This window comes from Aquamicrobium segne (assembly GCF_042656785.1).
GTDB lineage: Bacteria > Pseudomonadota > Alphaproteobacteria > Rhizobiales > Rhizobiaceae > Mesorhizobium > Mesorhizobium segne.
Genome location: NZ_JBHSLL010000011.1, coordinates 69,672 through 91,895, shown reverse-complemented (window position 1 = coordinate 91,895; position 22,224 = coordinate 69,672). Strand labels below are relative to the sequence as shown.

26 protein-coding genes are annotated in these 22,224 nt (G+C 56.4%); 10 read left to right on the top strand and 16 right to left on the bottom strand.

Features of this window, described 5'->3' with window-relative positions; genetic code table 11:
- Positions 1-7 precede the first annotated feature (7 nt).
- From ACFPLB_RS03090 to nikR, 10 genes are all read right to left on the bottom strand, one after another.
- A complete protein-coding gene (locus tag ACFPLB_RS03090; protein ID WP_378227819.1) occupies positions 8-1,252 on the bottom strand; it encodes an ammonium transporter in 1,245 nt (414 codons plus the stop codon).
- 15 nt (positions 1,253-1,267) lie between these two features.
- Positions 1,268-2,257: an urea transporter gene (gene yut, locus ACFPLB_RS03085; protein ID WP_378227818.1), complete on the bottom strand. Its 990-nt coding sequence runs from the start codon at positions 2,255-2,257 to the stop codon at positions 1,268-1,270.
- Between the two features lie 19 nt (positions 2,258-2,276).
- Complete coding sequence (locus ACFPLB_RS03080; RefSeq protein WP_378227817.1) at positions 2,277-3,212, bottom strand: urease accessory protein UreD; 936 nt, start codon at positions 3,210-3,212, stop codon at positions 2,277-2,279.
- Between the two features lie 4 nt (positions 3,213-3,216).
- Positions 3,217-3,867: an urease accessory protein UreG gene (gene ureG, locus ACFPLB_RS03075; RefSeq protein WP_378227816.1), complete on the bottom strand. Its 651-nt coding sequence runs from the start codon at positions 3,865-3,867 to the stop codon at positions 3,217-3,219.
- Between the two features lie 13 nt (positions 3,868-3,880).
- The gene (locus ACFPLB_RS03070; RefSeq protein WP_378227833.1) at positions 3,881-4,561 is read right to left on the bottom strand and encodes an urease accessory protein UreF; all 681 of its coding nucleotides are present in this window, start codon (positions 4,559-4,561) and stop codon (positions 3,881-3,883) included.
- A gap of 10 nt (positions 4,562-4,571) precedes the next feature.
- Positions 4,572-5,198 carry an urease accessory protein UreE gene (locus tag ACFPLB_RS03065; protein ID WP_378227815.1) on the bottom strand — a complete coding sequence of 209 codons (627 nt, stop codon included), beginning with the start codon at positions 5,196-5,198 and terminating at the stop codon, positions 4,572-4,574.
- An 11-nt stretch (positions 5,199-5,209) separates the two neighbouring features.
- Positions 5,210-6,928, bottom strand: coding sequence for an urease subunit alpha (locus tag ACFPLB_RS03060; RefSeq protein WP_378227813.1), 1,719 nt, complete (start codon positions 6,926-6,928; stop codon positions 5,210-5,212).
- Positions 6,929-6,966: 38 nt separating this feature from the next.
- Complete coding sequence (locus tag ACFPLB_RS03055; RefSeq protein WP_378227811.1) at positions 6,967-7,377, bottom strand: urease subunit beta; 411 nt, start codon at positions 7,375-7,377, stop codon at positions 6,967-6,969.
- A gap of 28 nt (positions 7,378-7,405) precedes the next feature.
- On the bottom strand, positions 7,406-7,708 hold the full coding sequence (locus ACFPLB_RS03050; RefSeq protein WP_378227810.1) for an urease subunit gamma: 303 nt from the start codon (positions 7,706-7,708) through the stop codon (positions 7,406-7,408).
- 195 nt (positions 7,709-7,903) lie between these two features.
- Positions 7,904-8,320 (bottom strand): nickel-responsive transcriptional regulator NikR, encoded by a 417-nt coding sequence (gene nikR, locus ACFPLB_RS03045; protein ID WP_378227809.1) that lies wholly within the window; start codon positions 8,318-8,320, stop codon positions 7,904-7,906.
- A gap of 105 nt (positions 8,321-8,425) precedes the next feature.
- Between nikR and nikA the strand changes: the two genes are divergently transcribed.
- The 5 genes from nikA to nikE all read left to right on the top strand — a co-directional run bounded on the left by nikA (position 8,426) and on the right by nikE (position 13,436).
- On the top strand, positions 8,426-10,012 hold the full coding sequence (nikA, locus tag ACFPLB_RS03040; protein ID WP_378227808.1) for a nickel ABC transporter substrate-binding protein: 1,587 nt from the start codon (positions 8,426-8,428) through the stop codon (positions 10,010-10,012).
- Positions 10,013-10,019: 7 nt separating this feature from the next.
- Positions 10,020-10,964 (top strand): nickel ABC transporter permease subunit NikB, encoded by a 945-nt coding sequence (gene nikB / locus ACFPLB_RS03035; protein ID WP_378227807.1) that lies wholly within the window; start codon positions 10,020-10,022, stop codon positions 10,962-10,964.
- Between the two features lie 80 nt (positions 10,965-11,044).
- Entirely contained in the window at positions 11,045-11,830 is a 786-nt protein-coding gene (nikC, locus tag ACFPLB_RS03030; RefSeq protein WP_378227831.1) for a nickel ABC transporter permease subunit NikC, read from the top strand.
- Positions 11,827-12,615, top strand: a complete 789-nt coding sequence (locus ACFPLB_RS03025; protein WP_378227806.1) for an ATP-binding cassette domain-containing protein — start codon at positions 11,827-11,829, stop codon at positions 12,613-12,615. The genes nikC and ACFPLB_RS03025 overlap by 4 nt, the downstream gene beginning before the upstream one ends.
- Positions 12,612-13,436, top strand: coding sequence for a nickel ABC transporter ATP-binding protein NikE (gene nikE, locus ACFPLB_RS03020; protein ID WP_378227805.1), 825 nt, complete (start codon positions 12,612-12,614; stop codon positions 13,434-13,436). Before ACFPLB_RS03025 ends, nikE begins: the two co-directional genes overlap by 4 nt.
- 111 nt (positions 13,437-13,547) lie before the next feature.
- Here nikE and ACFPLB_RS03015 read toward each other — a convergent pair whose 3' ends face one another.
- Complete coding sequence (locus ACFPLB_RS03015; RefSeq protein WP_378227804.1) at positions 13,548-14,486, bottom strand: polyprenyl synthetase family protein; 939 nt, start codon at positions 14,484-14,486, stop codon at positions 13,548-13,550.
- A gap of 195 nt (positions 14,487-14,681) precedes the next feature.
- On the opposite strand from ACFPLB_RS03015, the gene ACFPLB_RS03010 reads away from it, so the two are divergent.
- The gene (locus ACFPLB_RS03010) at positions 14,682-15,344 is read left to right on the top strand and encodes a biosynthetic peptidoglycan transglycosylase (protein ID WP_378227830.1); all 663 of its coding nucleotides are present in this window, start codon (positions 14,682-14,684) and stop codon (positions 15,342-15,344) included.
- Positions 15,345-15,480: 136 nt separating this feature from the next.
- A complete protein-coding gene (rpmF, locus tag ACFPLB_RS03005) occupies positions 15,481-15,663 on the top strand; it encodes a 50S ribosomal protein L32 (RefSeq protein ID WP_378227803.1) in 183 nt (60 codons plus the stop codon).
- Between the two features lie 109 nt (positions 15,664-15,772).
- Here the strand turns inward: rpmF and ACFPLB_RS03000 are convergent, their stop codons facing one another.
- Genes ACFPLB_RS03000 through ACFPLB_RS02990 form a run of 3 tightly spaced genes read right to left on the bottom strand, consistent with a single transcriptional unit; the run spans position 15,773 to position 17,503 of the window.
- Positions 15,773-16,051, bottom strand: coding sequence for an ArsR/SmtB family transcription factor (locus ACFPLB_RS03000; RefSeq protein WP_378227802.1), 279 nt, complete (start codon positions 16,049-16,051; stop codon positions 15,773-15,775).
- 30 nt (positions 16,052-16,081) lie between these two features.
- Entirely contained in the window at positions 16,082-17,329 is a 1,248-nt protein-coding gene (locus ACFPLB_RS02995; protein WP_378227801.1) for an MFS transporter, read from the bottom strand.
- Positions 17,330-17,377: 48 nt separating this feature from the next.
- Positions 17,378-17,503, bottom strand: a complete 126-nt coding sequence (locus ACFPLB_RS02990; protein WP_378227800.1) for a hypothetical protein — start codon at positions 17,501-17,503, stop codon at positions 17,378-17,380.
- Between the two features lie 161 nt (positions 17,504-17,664).
- On the opposite strand from ACFPLB_RS02990, the gene ACFPLB_RS02985 reads away from it, so the two are divergent.
- The 3 genes from ACFPLB_RS02985 to ACFPLB_RS02975 all read left to right on the top strand — a co-directional run bounded on the left by ACFPLB_RS02985 (position 17,665) and on the right by ACFPLB_RS02975 (position 20,081).
- A complete protein-coding gene (locus ACFPLB_RS02985) occupies positions 17,665-18,675 on the top strand; it encodes an NAD(P)H-quinone oxidoreductase (protein ID WP_378227799.1) in 1,011 nt (336 codons plus the stop codon).
- A 113-nt stretch (positions 18,676-18,788) separates the two neighbouring features.
- Entirely contained in the window at positions 18,789-18,929 is a 141-nt protein-coding gene (locus tag ACFPLB_RS02980) for a DUF1127 domain-containing protein (RefSeq protein WP_378227798.1), read from the top strand.
- Between the two features lie 441 nt (positions 18,930-19,370).
- The gene (locus ACFPLB_RS02975; protein ID WP_378227797.1) at positions 19,371-20,081 is read left to right on the top strand and encodes a DUF1013 domain-containing protein; all 711 of its coding nucleotides are present in this window, start codon (positions 19,371-19,373) and stop codon (positions 20,079-20,081) included.
- A 19-nt stretch (positions 20,082-20,100) separates the two neighbouring features.
- On the opposite strand, the gene ACFPLB_RS02970 is transcribed toward ACFPLB_RS02975, so the two are convergent.
- Together ACFPLB_RS02970 and kynU are read right to left on the bottom strand one after the other, a co-directional pair.
- Entirely contained in the window at positions 20,101-20,931 is an 831-nt protein-coding gene (locus ACFPLB_RS02970) for an alpha/beta hydrolase (protein ID WP_378227796.1), read from the bottom strand.
- A 39-nt stretch (positions 20,932-20,970) separates the two neighbouring features.
- The gene (gene kynU / locus ACFPLB_RS02965) at positions 20,971-22,218 is read right to left on the bottom strand and encodes a kynureninase (RefSeq protein ID WP_378227795.1); all 1,248 of its coding nucleotides are present in this window, start codon (positions 22,216-22,218) and stop codon (positions 20,971-20,973) included.
- Positions 22,219-22,224: the final 6 nt, after the last annotated feature.

The window sequence follows — 22,224 nt, the reverse complement described above, 5'->3', positions numbered from 1 at the left end:
GGCCGAATCAGCGGTCTTCGCTTGCTTTCATGTTCCACAAGTTGAAGGCCCGTTCGCCATAAAGGTCGGCATCAAGATCTTCTTCCTGCATCTTTTCCGGCACGCGCAAATTGCTCAGCCTGTCGAGAGCGCGTAAAAGCAGATGGGTGATGATCCACGCATAGACACAGACAGTGAGGATGGCGGCAATCTGGACAAGAAGCTGGTACAGCCCGGCCGACACCGCATTGATGTGCGAACTGGCCAGAACGCCAATCAGGATCGAGCCGGTAATGCCGCCAATGCCATGGGCGCGAAACACTTCCAGCGTGTCATCGATCTTCAGCCATTCCTGAATATATTTGGCATAATAGCAGGCGGTCGCACCGATTGCCCCGATCAGCAGCGCCGAGATTGGCTCGACATAGCCAGAGGCAGGTGTAATGGTGGCAAGGCCAGTGACGGCGCCAACCAGCACGCCGGAAAAGGATGGCCGCCCGGTCTCGCGCCATTCCCAATACATCCACACCAGCATGGCAATGGAACCGGCCAGCATTGTATTGGTGAAGGCATAAGCTGCCAGCGCATCCGCCGCATAGGCCCCACCGGCATTGAAGCCGAACCAGCCGAACCACAAAAGCCCGGCGCCCAGCGCAACCAGCGGCAGGCTGGTGGGGGCCGATTTGGTGCTTTCACCCGCTGCCACGCAGCGCTTGCCAAGATAGCCCGCCGTAGCCAGCGCTGAAACGCCTGCGGTTGCGTGAATGACGATGCCACCGGCAAAATCGACAACACCGAGCTTTGACAAAAATCCTCCACCCCAGACCCAGTGGGCGACAGGCAGATAAATCAGGATGGTCCAGAGCGCGATGAAGATCAGATAGGGGCCAAAGCGGATGCGCCCGACAAAGGCCCCGGTCATCAGGGCCGGCGTGATGATGGCAAACATCATCTGATAGCCGAAGACCAGAATGAAAGGCACGCTTTTGGCATAGGCAGGGTTTGGCTCGACGCCGATCTGATACATGCCGAAATAGGTGCCGATATTGCCGATGACGCCGCCAATCGACGGGCCAAAGGCAAGCGAAAAACCACCAAACACCCAGATCAGACTGACAACGCCGATACAGACGAAATTCTGGATCATGATCGAAAGCACGTCGCGCTGTTTCACCATTCCGCCATAAAACAGCGCCAGCGCCGGTGTCATCATGCACACAAGCGCCGTGCAGATCAGAAGAAAGGCGGTATCGCCGGGATTGATGCTGCTCATGGAAGGCTCCAATCTTCAGGACGTTTTTTTGTCAGCCGTGGCGTGATGGGCGACGGGCTTGTGCGGATGGGGGCTGAGGAGTTTTTTGGGTGCGATGAAGAGATACATCGTCAGCACATAGGGAGCGGTGAAGGAGGGCAGCCCGGAAGGCGCCATGATTACATCAAGCGCGCCTTGCACGAAAACGGTCATCACCGTGGCAATTCCGGCATAAAGCACGACTTTGGTCGAGGTTTTCATGAAGATGACGCCAACAGCCATGGCTGTCAGGACCGGGCTGAAGCCATAAAGCCCCTGTGAGACGGTGGCGGGATCAGCGCGCATGACAATGGCCATGACAAGCGCAATGGCCGACCCGGCCATTGCTGCAATGCCCGCCGGGCGCGATGCAATGAAAATGCCAACAAGAATGATCACGCCACTAATGGTGTCGCCCAGCAAAAAGACCTGCCCGATATTGCGAAAGAAGATGTCGAGCAGTTCCATCACTGCCGGAATGCTGGCCGTGCCTTGCACATAGTCGCTGGCGAGTTTGGGTGCATTGCCCGTGACCTGCAGCGACCCGAAAGAATAGGCCCCGGCAAGCAATAACCATGTGGTCAAGACAAACGGGCCAGTGGAGCCGGGAATGCCCCAGCTTTTGGTCAAGGTGGCGGCAAAACTGGCGGTGACAATTGTGCTGACCGCCGCACCGATGACGATATAAAGCCACAAAAACGGTGAGGCTGCGATGAAGGTCGGCAGTGCTATACCCACCAGAATGCCGTTAAAGCCAAACAGCCCCGCCTGAACCGACGCCTCATCATATTCAAGCGCCCGGGCGGTTACCGTGGCAATGATGAGCCCAAGCACCGCCCCGATCGTCGTTGCCCAGACACCGGTGGCGTAGGAGGCAAAACCAATGGCGATGAGGAAAAAGAGGCCGGTCAGGGCATTTTCCATAAAAAACACCTGGCCGGCGCCTTTGAGGCTGGGGGTCAGAAAATTGCTCTTGTCCAACATCATCCGTGTCCCTCGCGTCTCATCAGGCCCATAAAAACTGTTCAGAGAGCGTGCGCCCGCGGGCTTCCTCACGCACGACCTGCCAGAAGCGCCGCACTTGCGCCCGCACGTCATAAGATTCCACGCCAACGGCGCGAAACATCAGTCCGGCCTGATTGGGAAGCTGTGAGACGCCGGAAATGCTGCGCGGGTTTTTATCCGGAAAATCGACCTCGATGCGCTGATGTATGCGCGAAGCGACCTCTGGCGGTGTCAGGCAGGCGACATTGGCGAAAGCATCAAAACCGCCCATGACGGCGGCAAAATCGATGGTAGGATTTTCCTTGTTGATCAGCACCTTGTCGGTGAACAGGCGTTGCCCGCCCGGCCGCTTAGCCGTCACCTTCATCGACAGAAGATCAAAGCCGAAGCGCTCGCTTTCATGATGATGCTTGCGTCCGCTCATCATCATTTCAGCATAAAGCACTGTTGCGCTTTCATCGACGGTGATGTCCGTTTCATTGATGAAGCGCGAATCCCGATAGGGGATGGTGAAGTCGGGCACATATTCAAGATAGGCCCCGGCCTTGGCACGTATATCGAGATGCTGAGAGGCATAATTGGCATCCATGCGATGAATGCGGTTTGCCCCTTGTGTCGTCACCTGGGCGCAGGCGCCTTCATCGACGCTGATTTCCATGCGGTAGCGGTCGCCCTGCAAGATGCCGCCGCCGACCGAAATGATCGAGCAGATCGGCAATTCGGGCATGGCTTCATCCCAGTACAGCGCCTGCTGCACCAGAAGGGGCGCGACGCGATAAAGATCATGCAGCACCGAGCGCTCACCGCGCTGCGAAAAGCCCAGCCGCAATTGCCCGATCTTGCCCGGCCCTGCCGCACGCATCTGCGCCGGTTCGGTACGAAAACCATTCAGTTCGCGGGCAATGTCAATGCGTGCCAGATTTTCATGCAGCATCATTATCTTATCCGGCTGCTGCTTGAGAAACTGGTTTGTGCGCCACATCAAACAGCGCCATATGCATGATCAGTTCGATAAGTGTGTCGATGCCTTCGCCGGTTTTGCAATTGGTGAAGACAAAGGGTTTTTTGCCGCGCATCAGCCTTGAATCGCGGTCCATCACCTCAAGGCTTGCCCCGACATAAGGGGCCAGATCTGTCTTGTTGATGACCAGAATATCCGACTGACAAACACCGGCGCCGTTCTTGCGCGGGATCTTGTCGCCAGCGGCAACGTCAATGACATAGATATAAAAATCAGCCAGCGCCGGGCTGAAAGTCAGCGTCAGATTATCGCCGCCGGACTCAATCAAAATGACATCGCTGTCAGGATATTTTTCTTCCAGTTCCTCAACGGCGGCAATATTCATCGACGGGTCTTCGCGCACCGCCGTATGCGGGCAGGCTCCGGTTTCGACGCCGACGATCTTTTCTTCAACCAGAATGCCGTTCAGGGTGCGCCGCACCTGTTTGGCGTCTTCGGTCGTCACCACATCATTGGTGATGATGAGCGGCTTGATGCCCATATCGATCAGGATCGGGGTGATTGTCTCGATCACCGCTGTCTTGCCTGAACCAACTGGTCCGCCAATGCCGATGCGGGTGATTTTCTTCATGGCGCTCTCGTGCTCAATTCATGAATAATCGCAGATGCGTTTTGGTGTGATGGGCGACAAGAACATCGAAAACCGGCGCGAAGCCTGACATTTCTTCGAGGTCCAGATCGCGCACCGCGTGATAGTGGTGTGCTGCCTTTTCCTGCTGCGCATAAAGAATGCGCTGGGTATCGAGATGGTCGATGCGCATCAGGCGAAGGGCAGCACTTAACACCATGGAGGCCACGCCATAATGCTGGACGGTGAAGGCGTCAGATTCGCTTGCCCCCATCTGTGCCAGCGCGATTGCCTGGCCAACCGGAAAACAGCCGGGAGTGGAAGCGGTTTTGATGTCGGTGAGCCAGTCAGCCAGCAGCGGGAAATCGCCGATTTTCAAGGAAAGCTCAGCAAATTTGCGTCCCATGCGGGCAAGCATCAATTGCTGTTCTTCGCCGATGCGCCGCTCCCACAAGGCGTGATCGGCTTCACACACCGCTGCATAATCACCGGCGAGGGCGGCGCGATGTGCATGCAGAAGCGCAATCCCGTCCATATGGGCGGATTGGCGCAGCAAAAGCTCGACATAGTGGCCAAGGCTTGCCGTATCGCTGACCCGGCCGGTTTGCAATGCGGATTCCAGCCCTTGCGAAAAGGCGAATGAGCCGATTGGCAGGGTTGAATCTGAAAATTGCAATAATCGCGCCAGAAGCACCATATCCATGGCGTCAATGTCCGCCATCATGCGCGTGGGGGTGAGAATGGTCGTGCTCATGTTCATACCCATGCCCATGAGAATGTACGCCATGGTGGTGATGCGGCGTGGCGTCGGCCCCGGCAAACAGCAGGCGCACTTCGCTGGCGCTGAGTTTTGACGCAACCTCTTCGCCCGGTTCAAAGCGCATTGCGGCCCGCTTGAAAGCGTGGGTGCGCATGACCGAACTCATCACCTTGCGATCAACCGACAAGGGCACATAGATCACCGTGCCCTTGATGATGGCGGGCCAGTGCTGGTTGCCCAGCCCATGACCAAGCTCAAAGGCAATTTGCAGGATTTCGGTGGCTGACAAGCCATCAAGATCCTGCATTTCAATGACCATGACTTCTTTCATGGCAATGCGGGCAATGACGATCTTGTCGGTCGCCACATCGTGATACAGCACATCGCCATCATGCAAATGTGTGGAGCGCGGCAGCGAGATCGCCAGTTCAATCCCGCCTTTGGAGGCTTTGCGCAACCGGTTCTTTGGGGCTTCCCACTGCTCCAGCACCAGATGATCAACAGCATTGCGCTGGCGATGGTCCTGCCACTGACCATCCCGGATATGTCCGAGTATCTTTTCAACGAGGATCATGGCGCGGTCATTCAACTGAAGAAATGCAATTGTGTCATCGGCAGGCTGGTCGCCGGCTCAATGGTTGCATGTTCGCCATCAACGGTGACGGCAAAGGTTTCAGGATTGACCTCGATGGTCGGCAGGCTCGCATTGCGCACCATGGAGGATTTGCCAACAATGCGTGTGCCGGAAACCGGCATCACCTGCGAGCGCAATTCATAGCGCCCGACAATGCCGTCCTGCATGGCGGCAAGAGAGGTGAAGGTGACGCGCGTGCTTGCCAGTGCCGAGCCCATCGCACCATACATCGGGCGATAGCTCACCGGCTGTGGCGTCGGCAGCGAGGCATTGGGGTCGCCCATCAGCGCCCATGAGATCATGCCACCCTTGATGACCATTTTGGGTTTGGCGCCGAAAAAGGCCGGTTCCCACAACACCAGATCGGCCATCTTGCCGACCTCGACCGACCCGATAATGTTGCTGACACCTTGCGCAATCGCCGGATTGATCGTTACCTTGGCAACGAAGCGCAACACGCGCTGATTGTCATTGCCGGATTTGTCGCCGCCATAAGCGCCACGGCGCAACTTCATCAGATGCGCGGTCTGGATGGTGCGCAACCAGTTTTCACCAACCCGACCCATCGCTTGACTGTCACTCGACAGAATCGAGATTGCGCCAAGATCGTGCAGCACGTTTTCAGCCGCAATTGTTTCAGCCCGCACCCGGCTTTCGGCGAATGCCACATCGGTTGGAATTTTGGGGCTGAGATTATGACAGATCATCGTCATGTCGAACAATTCGGCCTGCGAATTGATGCCATAGGGCAGCGTTGGATTGGTTGAGGAGGGAAGCACATTAGGCTGTCCGGCAACGCGGATAATGTCGGGCGCATGGCCGCCACCGGCACCTTCAGTATGATAGGTGTGGATGGTGCGCCCCTCAAAGGCGGCAATGGTGTTTTCGACGAAACCGGCTTCATTGAGCGTATCTGTATGAATACAGACCTGCACATCATAGCGGTCGGCAACCGCCAGCGAGGTGCGGATGGCCTCTGGCGTCGAGCCCCAGTCTTCGTGAATTTTCAGGCCCATGGCCCCGGCATGAAGCTGTTCTTCCAGCGGCGCGGTGCTGGAGCAATTGCCCTTGCCCAGCACCCCGGCATTGACCGGCCAGCTATCGAAGGCGCGCAGCATCATTTCGATGTTCCACGTTCCGGGCGTGATCGTGGTGCCATTGGTGCCATCACTGGGGCCAATGCCGCCGCCAAACAGCGTGGTCACACCGTTGCTGAGTGCGGCCTGCGCCTGCTGTGGCGAAATGAAATGGACGTGGGCATCGATGCCGCCAGCCGTCAGAATCAGATGCTCGCCGGAAATGGCGTCGGTTCCCGGCCCGATGGCAAGACTTGCCGTTACCCCCGGCATGGTTGAAGGGTTGCCCGCCTTGCCGATGCCGCAGACAAGGCCGTTCTTGATGCCGACATCTGCCTTGATGACACCCTGAACCGCATCGACAATCGTCACATTGGTGATGATGAGGTCCGGCGCGCCATTGTCGCTGGTCAGTTCATTGTCATAGCCCATGCCGTCACGCAGCGTCTTGCCGCCGCCATAGACGGCCTCTTCGCCGTAAACGCGCAGATCCTGCTCGATTTCAATATAAAGATCGGTGTCGCCAAGGCGGATCTTGTCGCCGGTGGTGGGGCCATAAAGGTCGGAATATTGCTGTCTTGAAATTTTAACCATGATCGTAGCTGTCCGATACTGGATTTGAAAAAACGGGCTTACGGCTTGTTTTTGAAGCCGTAGCGCTCGACGCGCTCCATGGCGTCGGAAAGGCGAGGACGGGTGTCGTCATAGCTTTCATCGCCGACCCAGCCATTGACCAGACCGTTGAAGCCGATGACACGCTGCTTGCCCTGATAGGGAATGAGCACCACCTGCTTTTCATCGCCCGGTTCAAAGCGCAGCGCCGTGGTGGCCGGAATGTTGAGCCTTTTGCCGAAAGCCTGTTCACGGTCGAATTCCAGCGCGGCATTGACCTCAAAAAAATGAAAATGCGAGCCGACCTGAATCGGCCGGTCGCCGGTATTGCGAACTTTAAGCTGCGTGGTCGGATAGCCGGCATTGATTTCAATATCACTGGCAGCCAGTATCAGGCCGCCGACCGGTGCTGTCGCTTTTGTTGAAGCCATCTTTGTCGCCTTTTTGCTGGATCAAGCCTTACTGAATCGGGTCGTGAACGGTCACAAGGCGGCTGCCATCGGTGAAGACAGCCTCGACCTGCACGTAAGGGATCATGGCGGCAACGCCGTCCATGACATCATTGACGGTGATCGTCTTGCGGGCCAGTTCCATGACCTGTTCGAGCGTCTTGCCAGCGCGTGCGCCGTCAAGGGCAGCGGTGGCGATCAGCGACACAGCTTCGGGATGATTGAGCTTCAAGCCATCATCCTTCCGCCGCTGAGCGATTGTCGCCATCATGTAAATCATCAGCTTGTCTGTTTCGCGGGGGGTCAGATGCACGCAAAGCCTCCTGGAGGTTCTGAGTTTTGGTTTCTGCCGGGCTGATAGCCTGCGGTTGATTACAATTACAGGTAGTGTTTAAAAAATACAATCCATGATTGTATGTTATCCTTAAACTCAGGTAAGGAAAGCCTGATGCCTTGGGGTCAGGCCATGTCTGTGGAGAGCCTGGCGTCGGGCGCAAATGCAATGCGTTCAGGCGGAAGTTTTCGAGCGCTGCGGAACGATCCGCAATTCACCGTAGGAGACGGATTTTTGCGCGATGATTGCTTTGGAGAAATTGCGCACCAGATCTGTTGCGCCTTTCAGGATGCTGATTTCAAGGCAGTTTTCCATATCAAGGTGAATATGCATGGAAACGATTGAAATATCATGATGATCATGATGTGAGGCGGTCAGTTTTTGTGCCAGATCGCGGGCCTCGTGGTTATAGACATAGCTCAGGATTCCAACGCAGTCCGGCATGTCGCCTGCATCAAGTGCTGCGCTGCGCAGCCCCAGCCGGACAAGGTCGCGGATGATTTCGGAGCGGGTCTGGTAGCCGTTACGCTCACTCATCCGGTCCATTTCTTCCATGAGGTCATCATCCATGGTGATGGTGATTCTTTTCATGAGCCGCCTCCTGATTTATTGCAACTTTAACACGAAAAGACTGGACGAGTCACACATATGCTGTTTTGATGAAATCGTCATACTTTCATCCAAAGGTTGTATTTCATGGTCGGGCTGTTGTTGCGTGTGGTTGCCATTATTGGCGGGCTTGGCATGGGAGCTTGCGCCATGCTGGCTCCGGCCATGGCCGTGGAGCGGTTGAATTTTTCATGGGTTTCAAATGTCGGCCCGCTCAATCCGCATGGCTATTCGCCCAACCAGATGTTTGCGCAAGCCATGGTCTATGAACCGCTGGTGCGCTACCGTGCTGATGGCACGATTGCGCCATGGCTTGCCCTCTCATGGGAAATTTTCGATGATGGGCGCAGCGCTCAATTTCACCTGCGTAAAGATGTAACCTTCTCCAATGGCGAGCCCTTCAATGCGGCGGCCGTGGCCGCCAATTTCGAGGCCATCCTCAAGGATCGGGAAAGCCATTCCTGGCTCGAACTGGCCAATCAGATTGCCAGCGTTGAAGTAACCGGACCTTATTCTGTGCTGCTGCGGCTGAAAGAGCCTTATTATCCCCTGTTGCAGGAACTGGCGCTGCCGCGGCCGTTTCGCTTTGTTGCGCCGTCGCAATTCATCAATGGCGGGACCATGGAAGGCATTGTTGCTCCCATCGGCACCGGGCCATGGGTGCTTTCACAAACCAGGCCCGGTGAGCATGATCTTTTCATCCGCAATGAACGCTATTGGGGACAAAAGCCTGCCTATGACGAGATTGACGTCAAGGTGATATCTGACCCCAACAGCCGCGCAATCGCTTTTGAAATCGGCGATATCGATCTGATCTATGGTGTCGATGGTCCAATCTCGCCGGATAATTTTCAGCGATTTGCGGCCATGCCAAAAATCAGTTCCGCCTTGTCCGGGCCAATGGAAACGCGGCTGATTGCACTCAACAGCAAGAGTGGACCGACACGCGATCTGGCAGTGCGCAAGGCCATCAATCACGGCGTTGACAAGGATGCGATCATTGCAACAATCCTCTACAATACCGAAACCCGGGCCGATGCGCTTTATGCGCCGAATGTGCCCTATGCCAATATCGGCCTTGCGCCCTATCTTTATGACCCGGCAAAAAGCATCGCATTGCTGGAAGAAGCGGGCTGGGTGTTGGAGCCGGGAAGCGGGCTGCGCAGCCGGAATGGCGAGGCGCTGAAACTTGATCTGGTTTTCACCGGCACCGACGCCATTTCCAAGTCGATTGCCGAGATCATTCAGGCTCAGCTTGCCACTATCGGCATTGGTGTTTTTCTGATCGGCGAAGAAGAAAGCAGCGTAACTGCGCGCCAGCATGATGGCCGTTTTGGCATGATTTTCAGCCAGACCTTTGGCGCGGCCTATGATCCGCATGCGCATTTAAGCTCGATGCGCACCCCTTCTCATGCCGATTATCAGGCGCAACTTGGCCTGCACGACAAGGCACAGCTTGACGCGCGTATCGGTCAGGCTCTGCTTTCACGCGATGAGGCCACAAGGCAGGCGCTGTATGCAAATATCCTGAACCGCCTGCATGAGGAAGCCATCTATCTGCCGCTCACTTATGTGGCTATCATGGCGCTGGGGCGCCCGGGCGTCAAGAATATTTCCTTTAGCGCCCTATCGAGCGAAATTCCGTTTGAGCGTTTTGCGCCGGCACTGGACTGATGCGCTCATGATGGGATTTATTCTTCGTCGCCTGCTTTTATTGCCGCTGCTGTTGCTGCTGGCGTCCATGGCGATTTTTTTCCTGTTGCAACTTGGGCGCTCCGACCCGGCACTGGACTATCTACGCCTGTCGCGCGTGCCGCCAACGGAAAGCAGCATTCAGGCCGCCAGAGATATGCTGGGTCTCACGCCCTCGCTCACGGCACAATATCGTGACTGGTTGTGGCGGGCGCTGCATCTGGATTTTGGCACATCTTATGTGTCGGGCCGCCCCGTGCTGCCGGACATGCTTTATTATTTGCCTGCAACCTTGCAGCTTGCCGGTGCGGCGCTGGCTTTTACCCTCATTGTCTCGATCCCGATGGGCATGTGGGCGGCCAGACATCGTAACCGGATGCCCGACCATATTGTGCGCCTGGTTGCCTTTCTCGGTGTTTCCATGCCCAATTTCTGGCTTGGTTTTTTGTTGGTGATGCTGTTTTCGGTTCAGCTTGGCTGGCTGCCTGCCATGGGACGCGGCGGCTGGAGCCATATGGTGATGCCCGCTCTTGCTTTGTCCTTCATGTCGCTGGCGATCAATGCAAGGCTGCTGCGAGCCTCCATGCTGGAAGTCGCAGGCCAGCGCCATATTGTTTATGCAAGGCTTCGCGGCCTGACAGAGACCCACATTGAGCGCTCTCATATTCTGCGCAATGCGCTGCTGCCGGTCATTACCGCGACTGGCATGTATGCGGGCGAGTTGATTGGCGGCACTTTAATCATTGAAAGCGTCTTTGGCTGGCCCGGTGTCGGGCGCTATGCCGTCTCGGCAATTTTCAACCGTGACTATCCAGTGATCCAGTGTTTCACGCTGTTGATGGTCGCCATTTTTGTCATCTGCAATCTGGTTGTCGATATTGTTTCAGCCTGGGCCGATCCCCGTATCCGGCTTTCGGCCATGGGGGTTGAATGAGCGATTTTGTTCTTGAACATCAAAGCGCCGTTCCTGCCCGCTCTGCCCGTTCAAGCGCAGGCGGGCGGCCTGCACTTGTCATGATTGTCGCGCTCATCACCGCCGCCATTTTGGGACCGATGCTGAGCCCCTATGCCCCGGATGCCATCAATCTGGGGCAGCGTCTGCAACCGCCCGGTTTTGAGCATTTTCTTGGCACTGATCATCTGGGCCGTGATATTCTGACCCGTTTGATGATGGGCGCGCGTCTGTCGATTGGAACGGTTTTTATCACTTTGCTGCTGATTGTTGTGCTGGGTGCGGCCATTGGCGGCGCATCCGGTTTTATCGGCGGGCGGACCGATCAGGTCATCATGCGCATTGCGGACGTATTCTTGACCTTCCCGACACTGGTGCTGGCGCTGTTCATGATCGGTGTGCTTGGTACCGGGCTGGTCAATGTCATTATCGCCATCGTCCTGTCGCATTGGGCCTGGTATGCGCGCATGGTGCGCGGCATTGTCTTGTCGCTGAAGCATCGTGATTTCATTCTTGCCTCGCGCCTGGCCGGGGTGAAAAACTTTCGTATTTTTACCCGTCATCTTTTACCGGCAACGGCATCGCAGCTTGTCGTTCTGGCAACGCTCGATATCGGCCATATCATGCTGCATGTCTCTGCCCTTTCCTTTCTGGGTCTGGGGGTTGCCCCGCCTGCCGCCGAATGGGGGGTGATGCTCAGTGACGCCCGCCAATATGTGTGGACGCAGCCCTTTCTGATGATCTGGCCGGGCCTGGCGCTGTTTGTCACCGTCATGGCGTTTAATCTGGCAGGTGATGCGTTGCGCGACCGGCTCGATCCGCATCTGAAAATGGAGCATTCGCATTGAGCCAGCGCACATTGCAGATCAAGGCTTTGACTGTCGAGACGCAGCGCCAAGGCCAGCGTGTGAAGCTGGTTGACAATCTCAGCCTGAGCGTTGAACGGGGCAAGGTTCTGGCGCTGGTTGGCCCCAGTGGTTCGGGAAAATCATTGACCTGTGCAGCCAGTCTTGATGTCTTGCCACCCGGAACATGGCGCAAGGCAGGTGTTATCTCGATTGATGGTGAGGTGCGTTCCCCGTCCAGTTTGCGCGGGCGTGAGGTGGCGGTAATCCTGCAAAATCCACGCAGCGCTTTCAATCCAGTGCGCACAATGTGCAGCCATGCTTATGAAACACTGCACGCCATTGGTGCTGATCTGCCCGGCTGGCAAGAACGTGCCGCAATGGCGATGATCGCCGCAGGCCTGTCGGAGCCGCAGCGCATTTTTGACCTGTATCCGTTTGAAATGAGCGGCGGCATGTTGCAGCGCATGATGATTGCGCTGGCGCTGATGAGTGAAGCGCCGTTTCTGTTTGCCGATGAGCCGACCACCGATCTTGATCTGATTGTTCAAAGAGACATTCTTGATCTGCTTGAGCGGCTGAAACAGGAGCGTGGGCTCGGCATTTTGCTTGTCACTCACGATATGGGTGTTGTGGCGCGGCTGGCTGAGCAGGTTGCGGTGATTGATAGCGGTCGCATTGTTGAGGCGGCAGCGGTGTCTGACCTGTTTTTGCGCCCGGTACACCCAACAACGCGCCAGTTGATTGATGCGCATCTGTCGCTTTATGGCATGGAGTGGGCTGCATGAGCCTGTTGGTGGCAACAAATATTTCGCGCAGCTATTCCCGCCTTTCGCTGGTGGGATCAGCAAAGCCGAAACTGGCGCTTGAGCAGGTTTCCATCGCGGTGGAGGCTGGCGAAACACTTGCACTTTTAGGGCGCAGCGGTTGCGGAAAAAGTACGCTGGTGCGCCTTTTGGCCGGTCTTGAAAAGCCTGATAGCGGTGAAGTCCGGTTTGAGGGCAAGCCGCTTGCCAGATTGTCAAAGCCGGAGCGGGCAGTTTTTCGCCGTTCCGTACAAATGGTGTTTCAAGATTCCTTCGGGGCGGTGGACCCGCGCTGCACCATTGGCGAGATCATTGCTGAACCGCTGCGTCATCTTCTTGGCCTAAACGCTAAAGCCTGTGCGGCAAGAACGGCTGAACTTTTATGGAAAGTCGGGCTGGAGCCGGGCGAGACGAAAAAGCTGCCGCAACAAATGAGTGGCGGGCAGTTGCAGCGTGTGTGCATTGCCCGTGCGCTTGCGCCGCAACCGCGCCTTGTCATCCTTGATGAAGCTGTTTCCAATGTCGATCTGCACCAGCAGGTTCAATTGCTTGATCTTTTTGACAGGCTTGCGCGTGACACGCATGTTGCCTGGCTTTTTGTCACCCATGATCTGCGTCTGGTCGAGCGCTTTTGTTCACGCATCGTGGTCATGGATGCCGGGCGTATATGTGAAGAAACCGTGGTTGCGCGCCCGTTGCAGCTTGCATCTGCCACAGGCAGGGCTTTGCAGGAGGCTATTTTGCCAGCACTACCGCATGTCTTGACCCCGAAACCGGTTCCCGGTTCGGGAGACCGGCTCTAACCGCATTATTGCGACGTCAGACGATTCTGTCTGTACTCACAAAATGCTCCAGCTTCTTTTTAGCCGCATTTATGCGACGCCAGATGATTCCATCTGTGCTCACAAAATGCTTTAGCGCTCACGCCAGGAGACGAAATGGGCGGCCTGTTTCAACACGGCTGCCCGCTCGCCAAAAGGTTCAAGCAGATCCAAGGCTTGCTCCACCAGCCCGTCAAGCTGGCGGCGCGCCCAGTCTGCTCCGTGAAGTGCGGCCAGCGTGGCCTTTCCGGCAGCCACGTCCTTGCCGGTTGCCTTACCAAGCTGGTCGGCATCGGCCGTCAGATCAAGAAGATCATCGGCAAGCTGGAAGGCAAGCCCGATGGCAGAGCCGAATTCGGCCAGCCGTTCGCGGTCGCCATCGGCGGCACCTGCCACAATGGCGCCTGCTTCGCAGGCATAGCGAAACAGCGCCCCGGTTTTCATCGCCTGCAAGCGGATAATGCCCGCCTCGTCGGGTTTTTTGTGTTCGGCATCAAGATCAAGCATCTGGCCGCCCACCATGCCGCCAATGCCTGAAGCGCGCGCCAGACCGCGTATGAGTGCAAGCCGTGCGGCAGGTGGCATGGCTGAGGGGCTTCTGTCGTCGCTATCGTCAGCTATGATGTCAAAAGCCAAAGTCAGCAGGCCATCGCCTGCAAGAATGGCCGAAGCCTCGTCAAAAGCCTTATGAACTGTTGGCTGGCCGCGGCGCATATCGTCATCGTCCATGGCTGGCAGATCATCGTGAATGAGCGAATAGCAATGTACGCATTCAAGGGCTGCGGCCACACGCATGGCTTCGCGCTGGCGGGATTTTGCGCCAAACAGGGCGGCACTTTCCACAACAAGAAAAGGCCGCAGGCGCTTGCCGCCATTAAGCGCGCCATGGCGCATGGCGGCCATCAACTGTTTTGGGCGGATGATTTCGCCCGGCAGCGGGCCGTCGCCTAAAATATCGCGCAGCAGCGTTTCAATGGCCTGCGCCTGATTGTCGAGCAGGTTTTCAAAGTCAATTCGGGCGTCGTTTTCCATATGAGGAGCGGTAGCCGACGCGCAAACATTGCGCAAGCAGCCAAGCACCTTTATGCGGGAGAGGGGCAGGTGGGGAGCGGCATCATGTCGGAACCGATCATAAAGCAGAATGGTGAAGGGTTGACCCATCAGGGACGAAGTATGGCTTTGCGTCATAAAAGTGCAGGCAAACGTGGCAACTGGCTTCGTCTGGTAATGAAGTCTGTCTTGCTTGTCGTCTTGTTCCCCGTCGTGCTGACCTTGCTGTATCTGCCGCCTTTCGTGCATCCGGTCTCGACCCTGATGGTGAAAGATTTGATCAGCTTTTCCGGCTATGAGCGCCGCTGGGTGCCGCTCGATCAGATTGCGCCGGTGCTTGCCCATTCGGTCATCATGTCTGAAGACGGGCAGTTTTGCGCGCATCACGGGGTGGATCTGGGCGAATTGCGGGTCGTCATCAATGATGCGCTGGCGGGCAAAAGCACACGTGGTGCTTCCACCATCACCATGCAGACGGTAAAAAATCTTTATCTTTGGCAAAAGCCGTTGACGAGCTTGCGTAAAGCCGTGGAATTGCCGCTGGCGATTTATGTCGATCTGGTGATGCCGAAACGGCGGATCATGGAGATTTATCTCAATATCGCTGAATGGAGCCCCGGAATTTACGGCATTGAGGCGGCAGCACAGCATTATTTTGGCGTGCCCGCATCAAAGCTGACGCGCCGCCAGGCGGCTTTGCTGGCTGTCACATTGCCCAATCCGCAAGCGCGCAATCCGGCCAAGCCGGGGCCCGGCTTGCGCAGGCTGGCCAATCTGATAGAACGCCGTAGTGCGCGTTCAGGAGCCTATGTAGGCTGCCTGAAATCAACGCAGAGCTAAAAAATTTACTGTGCCCGGCTGGTCAAAAGACTGCAGGCCGTGTATAGGCACGCCACTTTCATCTGGAATTTGGCCTTGCAGATGGCCCTTGGCACTAAGGGCAAAGCAGGCTGTCGAACAAGAGCGGAGCATATAAATGGCCGTACCAAAGCGAAAAACCTCTCCGTCCAAGCGCGGTATGCGTCGTGCAGCCGATGCGCTGAAGGCACCGACCTATGTCGAGGACAAGAATTCGGGCGAAATGCGTCGTCCGCACCATGTTGACCTGAAAACCGGCATGTATCGTGGCCGTCAGGTGTTGACGCCGAAGGAAGGCTGATTTTTTAATGCTTGTCTCTTGAGACTTGAGAACCAGTTTCGAGATAAAGACGAGCGTAAAAACACAAGCTTTAAAAAGGCCGCCTCTGGGTGGCCTTTTTCATTGATATTTATTTTGCGACAAGGTTGCCGCTCCAGAACTGATCAAGCCACAGGTTCAGTTGCGTGAAGCCGGGACTGCTGATGCTGTAGACACGGCGAGTACCTTGCGCCTCCACGCTGACCAGGCCGGCATCAAGCAGAACTTTCAGGTGCTGGGAAACCGCAGGTCTTGAAATTGGCAGGCCGGATGCGAGTTCAGTCACAGTTCTCGGGTGGCGCCGAAGCTCCTCCAGAATGTAACGCCGGTTCGGATCGGCGATTGCGACGAAAGCATAGGCAAGCATCATGCTTTAATGTGCGTCAAATAAATTTAATACTCAACCATTGGTTTCATTTTTTGTCCGCGGATCGAGCGTCAGAGACTGGGGCGTAATCGACCGCTCGACAGGCAAGGTGGTGAAGGCCTCACGCTCATCAATCGGGATGGGCGCCCGTTTTCTGATTCGGAACATGGTGTAGGCGGCAATGGCAAGATGCGCCAGTGCTGTGGTTAAAAGCAGGCTTTCAGGCCGCCACCATTCCATCATGCCGGCAGCCAGCATGGGGCCGATCATCGTGCCGAAGCCGTACAGGATCAGTAACCCGCCGGAGACTTTGACGAATTCTTCCGGGTTTGCATGGTCATTGGCATGGGCGACAGCGATTGAATACAGCGTATAGGCAAAAGCGCCGTAGATTGCTGTCATGGTCAAGACCATGGCGCCCGAGCGGGGCTGAAATAGGAAAATCAGCAGCCCAAGCAGGGCGGCACCCATGGAGGCCCCCACCAGCACATAGCGCCGGTCGGTGCGGTCTGACAGGCGACCGGCGGGCAATTGTGAAAAGGCGCCGGCAATCATGACAATGCTCATCATCACCGCGATTTCAACTGTGGTAATCCCGATGCGGGCGCCATAGACGGGACCAAGCGTGCCCCAGGCGCCATTGGCCACACCAAGCAGCAGGCAGGCAAAGGCGGCCACCGGCGAATTGGCGTAAAGGCCTTTCAGGTCGAGCGACACATCCTGAAGGGGGAGCGGGTGGGAGGCTGTAGAAACCGCAGTGGGAATGAGGGAAAGGCAAAAGAAAATGCCGGTGATCATGAATAGCGAGGCAGAACTGATATTGCCAACGGCAACCATCATCTGCCCGCTCATGACGGAGGCATAGGTGACCATCATGTAAAGGGCAAAAACAGTGCCACGGTTTTCATTGGTGGATTTTTCGTTCAGCCAGCTTTCGATGACCATATAGGCGCCGGCCATGACGAAGCCGGTGAAGACGCGCAAAATGATCCAGGCCACTTCATCGATGATCAGTCCGGTGAGTAGGGCGATAATGGCTGCACAGGCGGCAAAGGTGCCAAAGGCACGCACATGACCGGCACGGCGCACAATACGCGGGGCAAAATAGCAGCCAAGCACAAAGCCTGCCGCCCAGGCGGTGCCGATCAGGCCAAGCGCAGTGGTGGAAAATCCCTCCATCTGGCCGCGCAGCGGCAAAAGCAGACCATGCAGGCCGGAGGCCGCAAGCAGGAAAGCGGTGCCGCGCAGAAGCGACAAGACAGGTCTGTAGGTTGAAAACATGGGCAGCCCGATAGCGAATCACGTTCGATGATATTCACACAGATTGTTTCAGGCTTTTGCGTGGCCGTCTCCCCGGTTGACGACGATGGCCTTCGCTTTTGATGCAAGGCCCGGATCAGCTTTGACGAAGCTGAAGATTGCCATGGTTGTTCTTTTCAAATCCTGCCTTGCCACGATCTTCCAAAATAGCTTTGGTCATTTTAAAGCCTGTCTCTCGAAACTTGAGAACCAGTTTCGAGATAAAGACATGCGTAAAAACAAAAGCTTAAAGCGGGTTACGTGAATCTGAAAGATTGCGACACGCTTTAAGGTCAGGACTGGCAGGAGGACTTCATATGACAGGCAAGACTGAACTGCCGCAAACAATGACGGCAATTGCAATTTCACAACCGGGCGGGCCGGAAGTGCTGAAACCGCAGCTTCGACCCGTGCCGCAGGCGGGGCCGGATGAAATCCTGATCCGAGTGCGGGCAGCCGGTGTCAACCGCCCCGATATTGCCCAGCGTAACGGGTCTTACCCGCCGCCGCCCGGAGCCTCTGATCTTCCGGGCCTTGAGGTGGCCGGGGAGGTTGCCGCATTGGGCGAAAATGCCGGGCGCTGGCGCATTGGTGATCCTGTTTGCGCCCTGACAGCCGGTGGTGGCTATGCGCAATATGTGGCGGTTCATGCCAGTCATGTTCTGCCACTGCCCTCAGGCTTCAGTTTTCACGAGGCGGCAGCCGTGCCGGAAACTTATTTTACGGTCTGGCACAATGTGTTTGAGCGCGGCAGATTGCAGGCAGGCGAGACATTGCTGGTGCATGGCGGCTCTTCCGGCATTGGCACCACGGCCATCCAGCTTGGCAAAGCGCGTGGGGCGCGCGTCATCGCAACGGCAGGCTCGGCACAAAAATGCGCAGCCTGTGTCAAGCTCGGCGCAGAGCGCGTGATAAATTACCGCGAGGAAGATTTTGTATCCGTGGTCAGGCAAGTAACACAGGGCAAGGGTGCAAATGTCATTCTTGATATGGTGGGAGGCGATTATGTCGAGCGCAATTATATCGCAGCAGCCATTGAAGGGCGCATCGTGCAGATTGCTGTTCTGGGCGGCGCAAAGACAAGTGCAAACTTTGCACGGCTTATGGCCAAGCGGCTGGTGCATACAGGCTCGACATTGAGACCGCGCAGCGATGTGTTCAAGGGCAGGCTGGCGCTCGCCCTTGAAACAGAAGTCTGGCCATTGCTTGCCAGCCGCCGTGTGGCCCCGGTCATGGATATGATCTTTCCCTTGCAGGAGGCACAGCAGGCACATGAGCGGCTGGAAAGCGGTCAGGCAATCGGCAAGATTGTGCTTGAGGTTGCATGACGGCTTATGTTGCAATGCACAATCGCATGGACGCTATGCAAAAGCGTCCATTCAAGTAAGGGCTGGAAAAGCCTATATAAGGTGTATCAGATTTACACCTTATGGAGGCAAGTATGAATATCATTCAATCTTACAAGAACTGGCGCCGTTACAGTGAAACCGTGCGTGCGCTGAACCGTCTTAACAGCCGTGAGCTTAATGATCTGGGCATCAGCCGCTCGGAAATTCCTTCGGTAGCCCGCGCTGCTCTTTGATTACAGAGTGTTTTAAAGCGTGTCGCAATCTTTCAGATTTACGAGACCCGCTTTAAACCTTTGTTTTTACGCATGTCTTTATCCCGAAACTGGTTCCCAGTTCGGGAGACAGGCTTTAGAAGAGCTGATGTCTGGCGCTGGTAACAGCGCCTCCGGCTCCAGGCCCGCCAGACCTTGTCTGGCGGGTTTTGTTTTTGTGCCTGCATCTTCTATTTTATGCTGCGGTGCGCATAAGCGGAATTCCTGACCTTGCTAACCTTCCTGACATAAAAGCATCCTCTCGGCTTTCTGTTCCGGCGCTTGTGTGTCAGGTGTTTTGTAGCGGATTTTCTTGCTCTTGGGCTGGAACACAGCTATAGAAAAACAGATTTTCCCAATTTTGGTGGCCTGCAAACCACCGCCCGCGTAAAGGGACGCGGGCGAACGAGAGGATTTTATTCAATGGCAAATACGCTTCTCATGCCAAAGGCGACCGCTGTCTGGCTGGTCGATAATACCGGGCTGTCCTTTGATCAGATCGCTCAGTTTTGTAGTTTGCACCCGCTTGAGGTGAAGGCGATTGCCGATGGCGAGTCGGCACAGGGCATCAAGGGCATGGACCCGGTGATGACCGGCCAGCTCAGCCGCGATGAGATTGCGCGGGGCGAACAGGACGTCAATCATCGCCTGAAACTGTCCGAGCCGAAGGTTCGTGTGCCTGAAACCAAGCGCAGGGGCCCGCGTTACACGCCACTGTCCAAGCGTCAGGATCGCCCGAATGCCATTTTGTGGCTGGTGCGCAACCATCCTGAACTGAAGGATGCGCAGATTTCACGGCTGGTGGGCACCACCAAGGCAACCATTGAGCAGATCCGCAACCGCACCCATTGGAACTCGGCCAATCTGGCGCCAATGGACCCGGTGACACTGGGCCTGACCTCGCAGATCGACCTCGATATTGAAGTGCAGCGGGCTTCGCGTAATCGCGAAGTGGCCCAGCATGCCGGTGAAACGCTGCTTCCGGCTTCACTGACCGAGCGTCTGGAGCCTCAGGCGCAGGCGCAGGCACAGGCACCGCGCAGTGAAGATGAGGAACTGGATGCTGATGCCGTCTTTGCCAAGCTTTCGGCCCTCAAAGGTGCCGATAGCGACGAAGGCGGGGACGACGAATAGTTTTTCGTACAATCCGTTTTTAATTTTCAAGCAGTGTCAGCGTTAGCGGATGGTCTGGTTCAGCCAGACCATCAATGATATTGAAATGGTGGCGATCCGGCTCGGTAACGGCAAGAGTACGCGCACCAAGGCCGATCCATATATTGGCCAGCAATTCATTTTGACGCAGGAATTCGGCGCGCTCTGCCGCCCCTGCCCAGCAGGTCAGGCGTATATTTTTGCAAGGCTGTAACAGTGCCGGGCTTTGCGCCTGTGCTTCTTCCTCATCCAGCCGGATTGTATCATTATAGGGAATATGGATCAGCGGTCGCAGATCATGCAGGCCGGAGATCGAGACGACATGGCGGATACGTGCCTGCACCGGCTTGGGCAGCGGGGCATCCATACAGGCCATGCGCGCTGCCAGATGTCCGCCAGCCGAATGACCGGTCAGCATCAGAGGGCCATCAACCTTGCTGGCGGCAAAGGCAATGGCACAGGCAATTTCATCGACAATGCCTGAGAGGCGAATATCCGGGCAGAGCGTGTAGGAAGGCATGGCCACCGCATAGCCATGGGCAAGAGGCCCGGCGGCCAGATGCGACCAGTAGCTTTTGTCGAGCGCTGTCCAGAAGCCGCCATGTATGAAAACAACCAGCCCGTGCGGTGCGCCTTCAGGCAAAAACAGATCAAGCTGGTTGCGTTTCTTGTCGCCATAGGCAAGGTCAAGCTGGGCGCGACCCTGTGCGACAAGCTGCGTGCGAAATTGATGTGCCGGTTCTTCCCAGGCTTGTGGCCAGCGGTCACCGTCGGGGATATGAATGCCATTGGTATAGGCATCGTCCCAGTTGCTGATCTGGCGGCTGAGCATGGCGGTTTCTCCGGTCGGAAAAATTCAGGTCGGCAAAATTCAGGTCACAGTGGTGCGCACGGCAAAGCGCGGCTCTTTCCAGATGCCGCTTGAAAGAATGTCTTCCAGGATGATGACCGCATCCCACACATTGCGATAGCTGGTGTAAAGCGGGGTGAAGCCGAAGCGCAAAGTGCTAGGTGCACGAAAATCGCCGATCACGCCGCGTTCGATCAGCGCCTGCATCACCTCATAGGCGTTTTCATGGGCAAAAGACACCTGACTGCCCCGCCGTTCCCGCTCACGTGTCGTTTCAAGCGATACGCCGTAAGCACCACAGCGGGCCTCAACCAGCGCAATGAACAGATCGGTCAGCGCCAGGCTTTTTTCCCGCAGCGCCTGCATGTCGACATCGTCCCAGTCATCGAGCGCGCCTTTGAGCGCTCGCAAGGACAGGATTGGCTGGGTGCCGCACTGGAAACGGCTGATACCTTCAGCGCCCGCATAGGTGGTTTCCATGGCAAAGGGGCGGGCATGGCTCCACCAGCCCGACAGCGGCTGCTGGATATGGTTGTGATGGCGGTGGGCGGCATAGATGAAGGCTGGTGCCCCCGGTCCGCCATTCAGATATTTATAGGTGCAGCCAACGGCAAAATCGACTTGCGCAGCATCAAGCTCCACCGGCAGGGCACCAACGCTGTGGCACAGATCCCAGACGGCGATGGCGCCCGCATCGTGGATGCGTTTGGTCAGCGCGGCCATATCGCGCAATGCGCCGCTTTTATAGTTGACGTGGTTGACCAAAACCACGGCCACGCTTTCATCAATCAACTCTTCGATTGACGCTGCATCAACGCCTTCCAGCTTCAATGAGGTGCCTGCACGGGTGGCGACCACACCTTCGGCCATATAAAGATCGGTCGGGAAAGAGCCACTTTCGGCAACAATGACCTTGCGGTCAGGGCGTAAGGCAAGCGCTGCATGCAAGGCCTTGTAGATGTTGGTTGAGGTGGTGTCGCCAACCACAGTCTGGCCATGAGCCGCACCGATCAGGCGCGCAATGCGATCTCCAAGCTTGAGTCCCAGATCAAACCAGCCAGCTTTGTTCCAGGAGCGGATAAGACCCTGGCTCCATTCCTGACGGGCAGCCTGCTCCAGTTCAGCCAGCGCGGAAGACGACGCAGCCCCCAGCGAATTGCCATCAAGATAGATCACGCCTTCGGGCAGCACAAAACGGTTGCGGAATGAACGTAAGGGGTCGGCTGCGTCGAGGGCTTCAATCGCAGCAAGATCGGGAAGGACGGACATGAAACC

What these genes read in the sequence shown, in the direction of transcription:
- ACFPLB_RS03080 (WP_378227817.1), bottom strand. Translation starts at nt 3,212, where the DNA reads ATGATGCTGCATGAAAATCTGGCACGCATTGACATTGCCCGCGAACTG.
- nikR (WP_378227809.1), bottom strand. Translation starts at nt 8,320, where the DNA reads ATGAAAAGAATCACCATCACCATGGATGATGACCTCATGGAAGAAATG.
- kynU (WP_378227795.1), bottom strand. Translation starts at nt 22,218, where the DNA reads ATGTCCGTCCTTCCCGATCTTGCTGCGATTGAAGCCCTCGACGCAGCC.
- rpmF (WP_378227803.1), top strand. Translation starts at nt 15,481, where the DNA reads ATGGCCGTACCAAAGCGAAAAACCTCTCCGTCCAAGCGCGGTATGCGT.
- ACFPLB_RS03010 (WP_378227830.1), top strand. Translation starts at nt 14,682, where the DNA reads ATGAAGTCTGTCTTGCTTGTCGTCTTGTTCCCCGTCGTGCTGACCTTG.
- ACFPLB_RS02985 (WP_378227799.1), top strand. Translation starts at nt 17,665, where the DNA reads ATGACAGGCAAGACTGAACTGCCGCAAACAATGACGGCAATTGCAATT.
- ACFPLB_RS03055 (WP_378227811.1), bottom strand. Translation starts at nt 7,377, where the DNA reads ATGGCTTCAACAAAAGCGACAGCACCGGTCGGCGGCCTGATACTGGCT.
- nikA (WP_378227808.1), top strand. Translation starts at nt 8,426, where the DNA reads ATGGTCGGGCTGTTGTTGCGTGTGGTTGCCATTATTGGCGGGCTTGGC.
- ACFPLB_RS03060 (WP_378227813.1), bottom strand. Translation starts at nt 6,928, where the DNA reads ATGGTTAAAATTTCAAGACAGCAATATTCCGACCTTTATGGCCCCACC.
- ACFPLB_RS02975 (WP_378227797.1), top strand. Translation starts at nt 19,371, where the DNA reads ATGGCAAATACGCTTCTCATGCCAAAGGCGACCGCTGTCTGGCTGGTC.
- ACFPLB_RS03070 (WP_378227833.1), bottom strand. Translation starts at nt 4,561, where the DNA reads ATGGTGCTTCTGGCGCGATTATTGCAATTTTCAGATTCAACCCTGCCA.
- ACFPLB_RS03065 (WP_378227815.1), bottom strand. Translation starts at nt 5,198, where the DNA reads ATGATCCTCGTTGAAAAGATACTCGGACATATCCGGGATGGTCAGTGG.
- ureG (WP_378227816.1), bottom strand. Translation starts at nt 3,867, where the DNA reads ATGAAGAAAATCACCCGCATCGGCATTGGCGGACCAGTTGGTTCAGGC.
- yut (WP_378227818.1), bottom strand. Translation starts at nt 2,257, where the DNA reads ATGATGTTGGACAAGAGCAATTTTCTGACCCCCAGCCTCAAAGGCGCC.
- nikC (WP_378227831.1), top strand. Translation starts at nt 11,045, where the DNA reads ATGATTGTCGCGCTCATCACCGCCGCCATTTTGGGACCGATGCTGAGC.
- nikE (WP_378227805.1), top strand. Translation starts at nt 12,612, where the DNA reads ATGAGCCTGTTGGTGGCAACAAATATTTCGCGCAGCTATTCCCGCCTT.
- ACFPLB_RS02980 (WP_378227798.1), top strand. Translation starts at nt 18,789, where the DNA reads ATGAATATCATTCAATCTTACAAGAACTGGCGCCGTTACAGTGAAACC.
- ACFPLB_RS03090 (WP_378227819.1), bottom strand. Translation starts at nt 1,252, where the DNA reads ATGAGCAGCATCAATCCCGGCGATACCGCCTTTCTTCTGATCTGCACG.
- ACFPLB_RS02970 (WP_378227796.1), bottom strand. Translation starts at nt 20,931, where the DNA reads ATGCTCAGCCGCCAGATCAGCAACTGGGACGATGCCTATACCAATGGC.
- ACFPLB_RS02995 (WP_378227801.1), bottom strand. Translation starts at nt 17,329, where the DNA reads ATGTTTTCAACCTACAGACCTGTCTTGTCGCTTCTGCGCGGCACCGCT.
- nikB (WP_378227807.1), top strand. Translation starts at nt 10,020, where the DNA reads ATGATGGGATTTATTCTTCGTCGCCTGCTTTTATTGCCGCTGCTGTTG.
- ACFPLB_RS03015 (WP_378227804.1), bottom strand. Translation starts at nt 14,486, where the DNA reads ATGGAAAACGACGCCCGAATTGACTTTGAAAACCTGCTCGACAATCAG.
- ACFPLB_RS03000 (WP_378227802.1), bottom strand. Translation starts at nt 16,051, where the DNA reads ATGATGCTTGCCTATGCTTTCGTCGCAATCGCCGATCCGAACCGGCGT.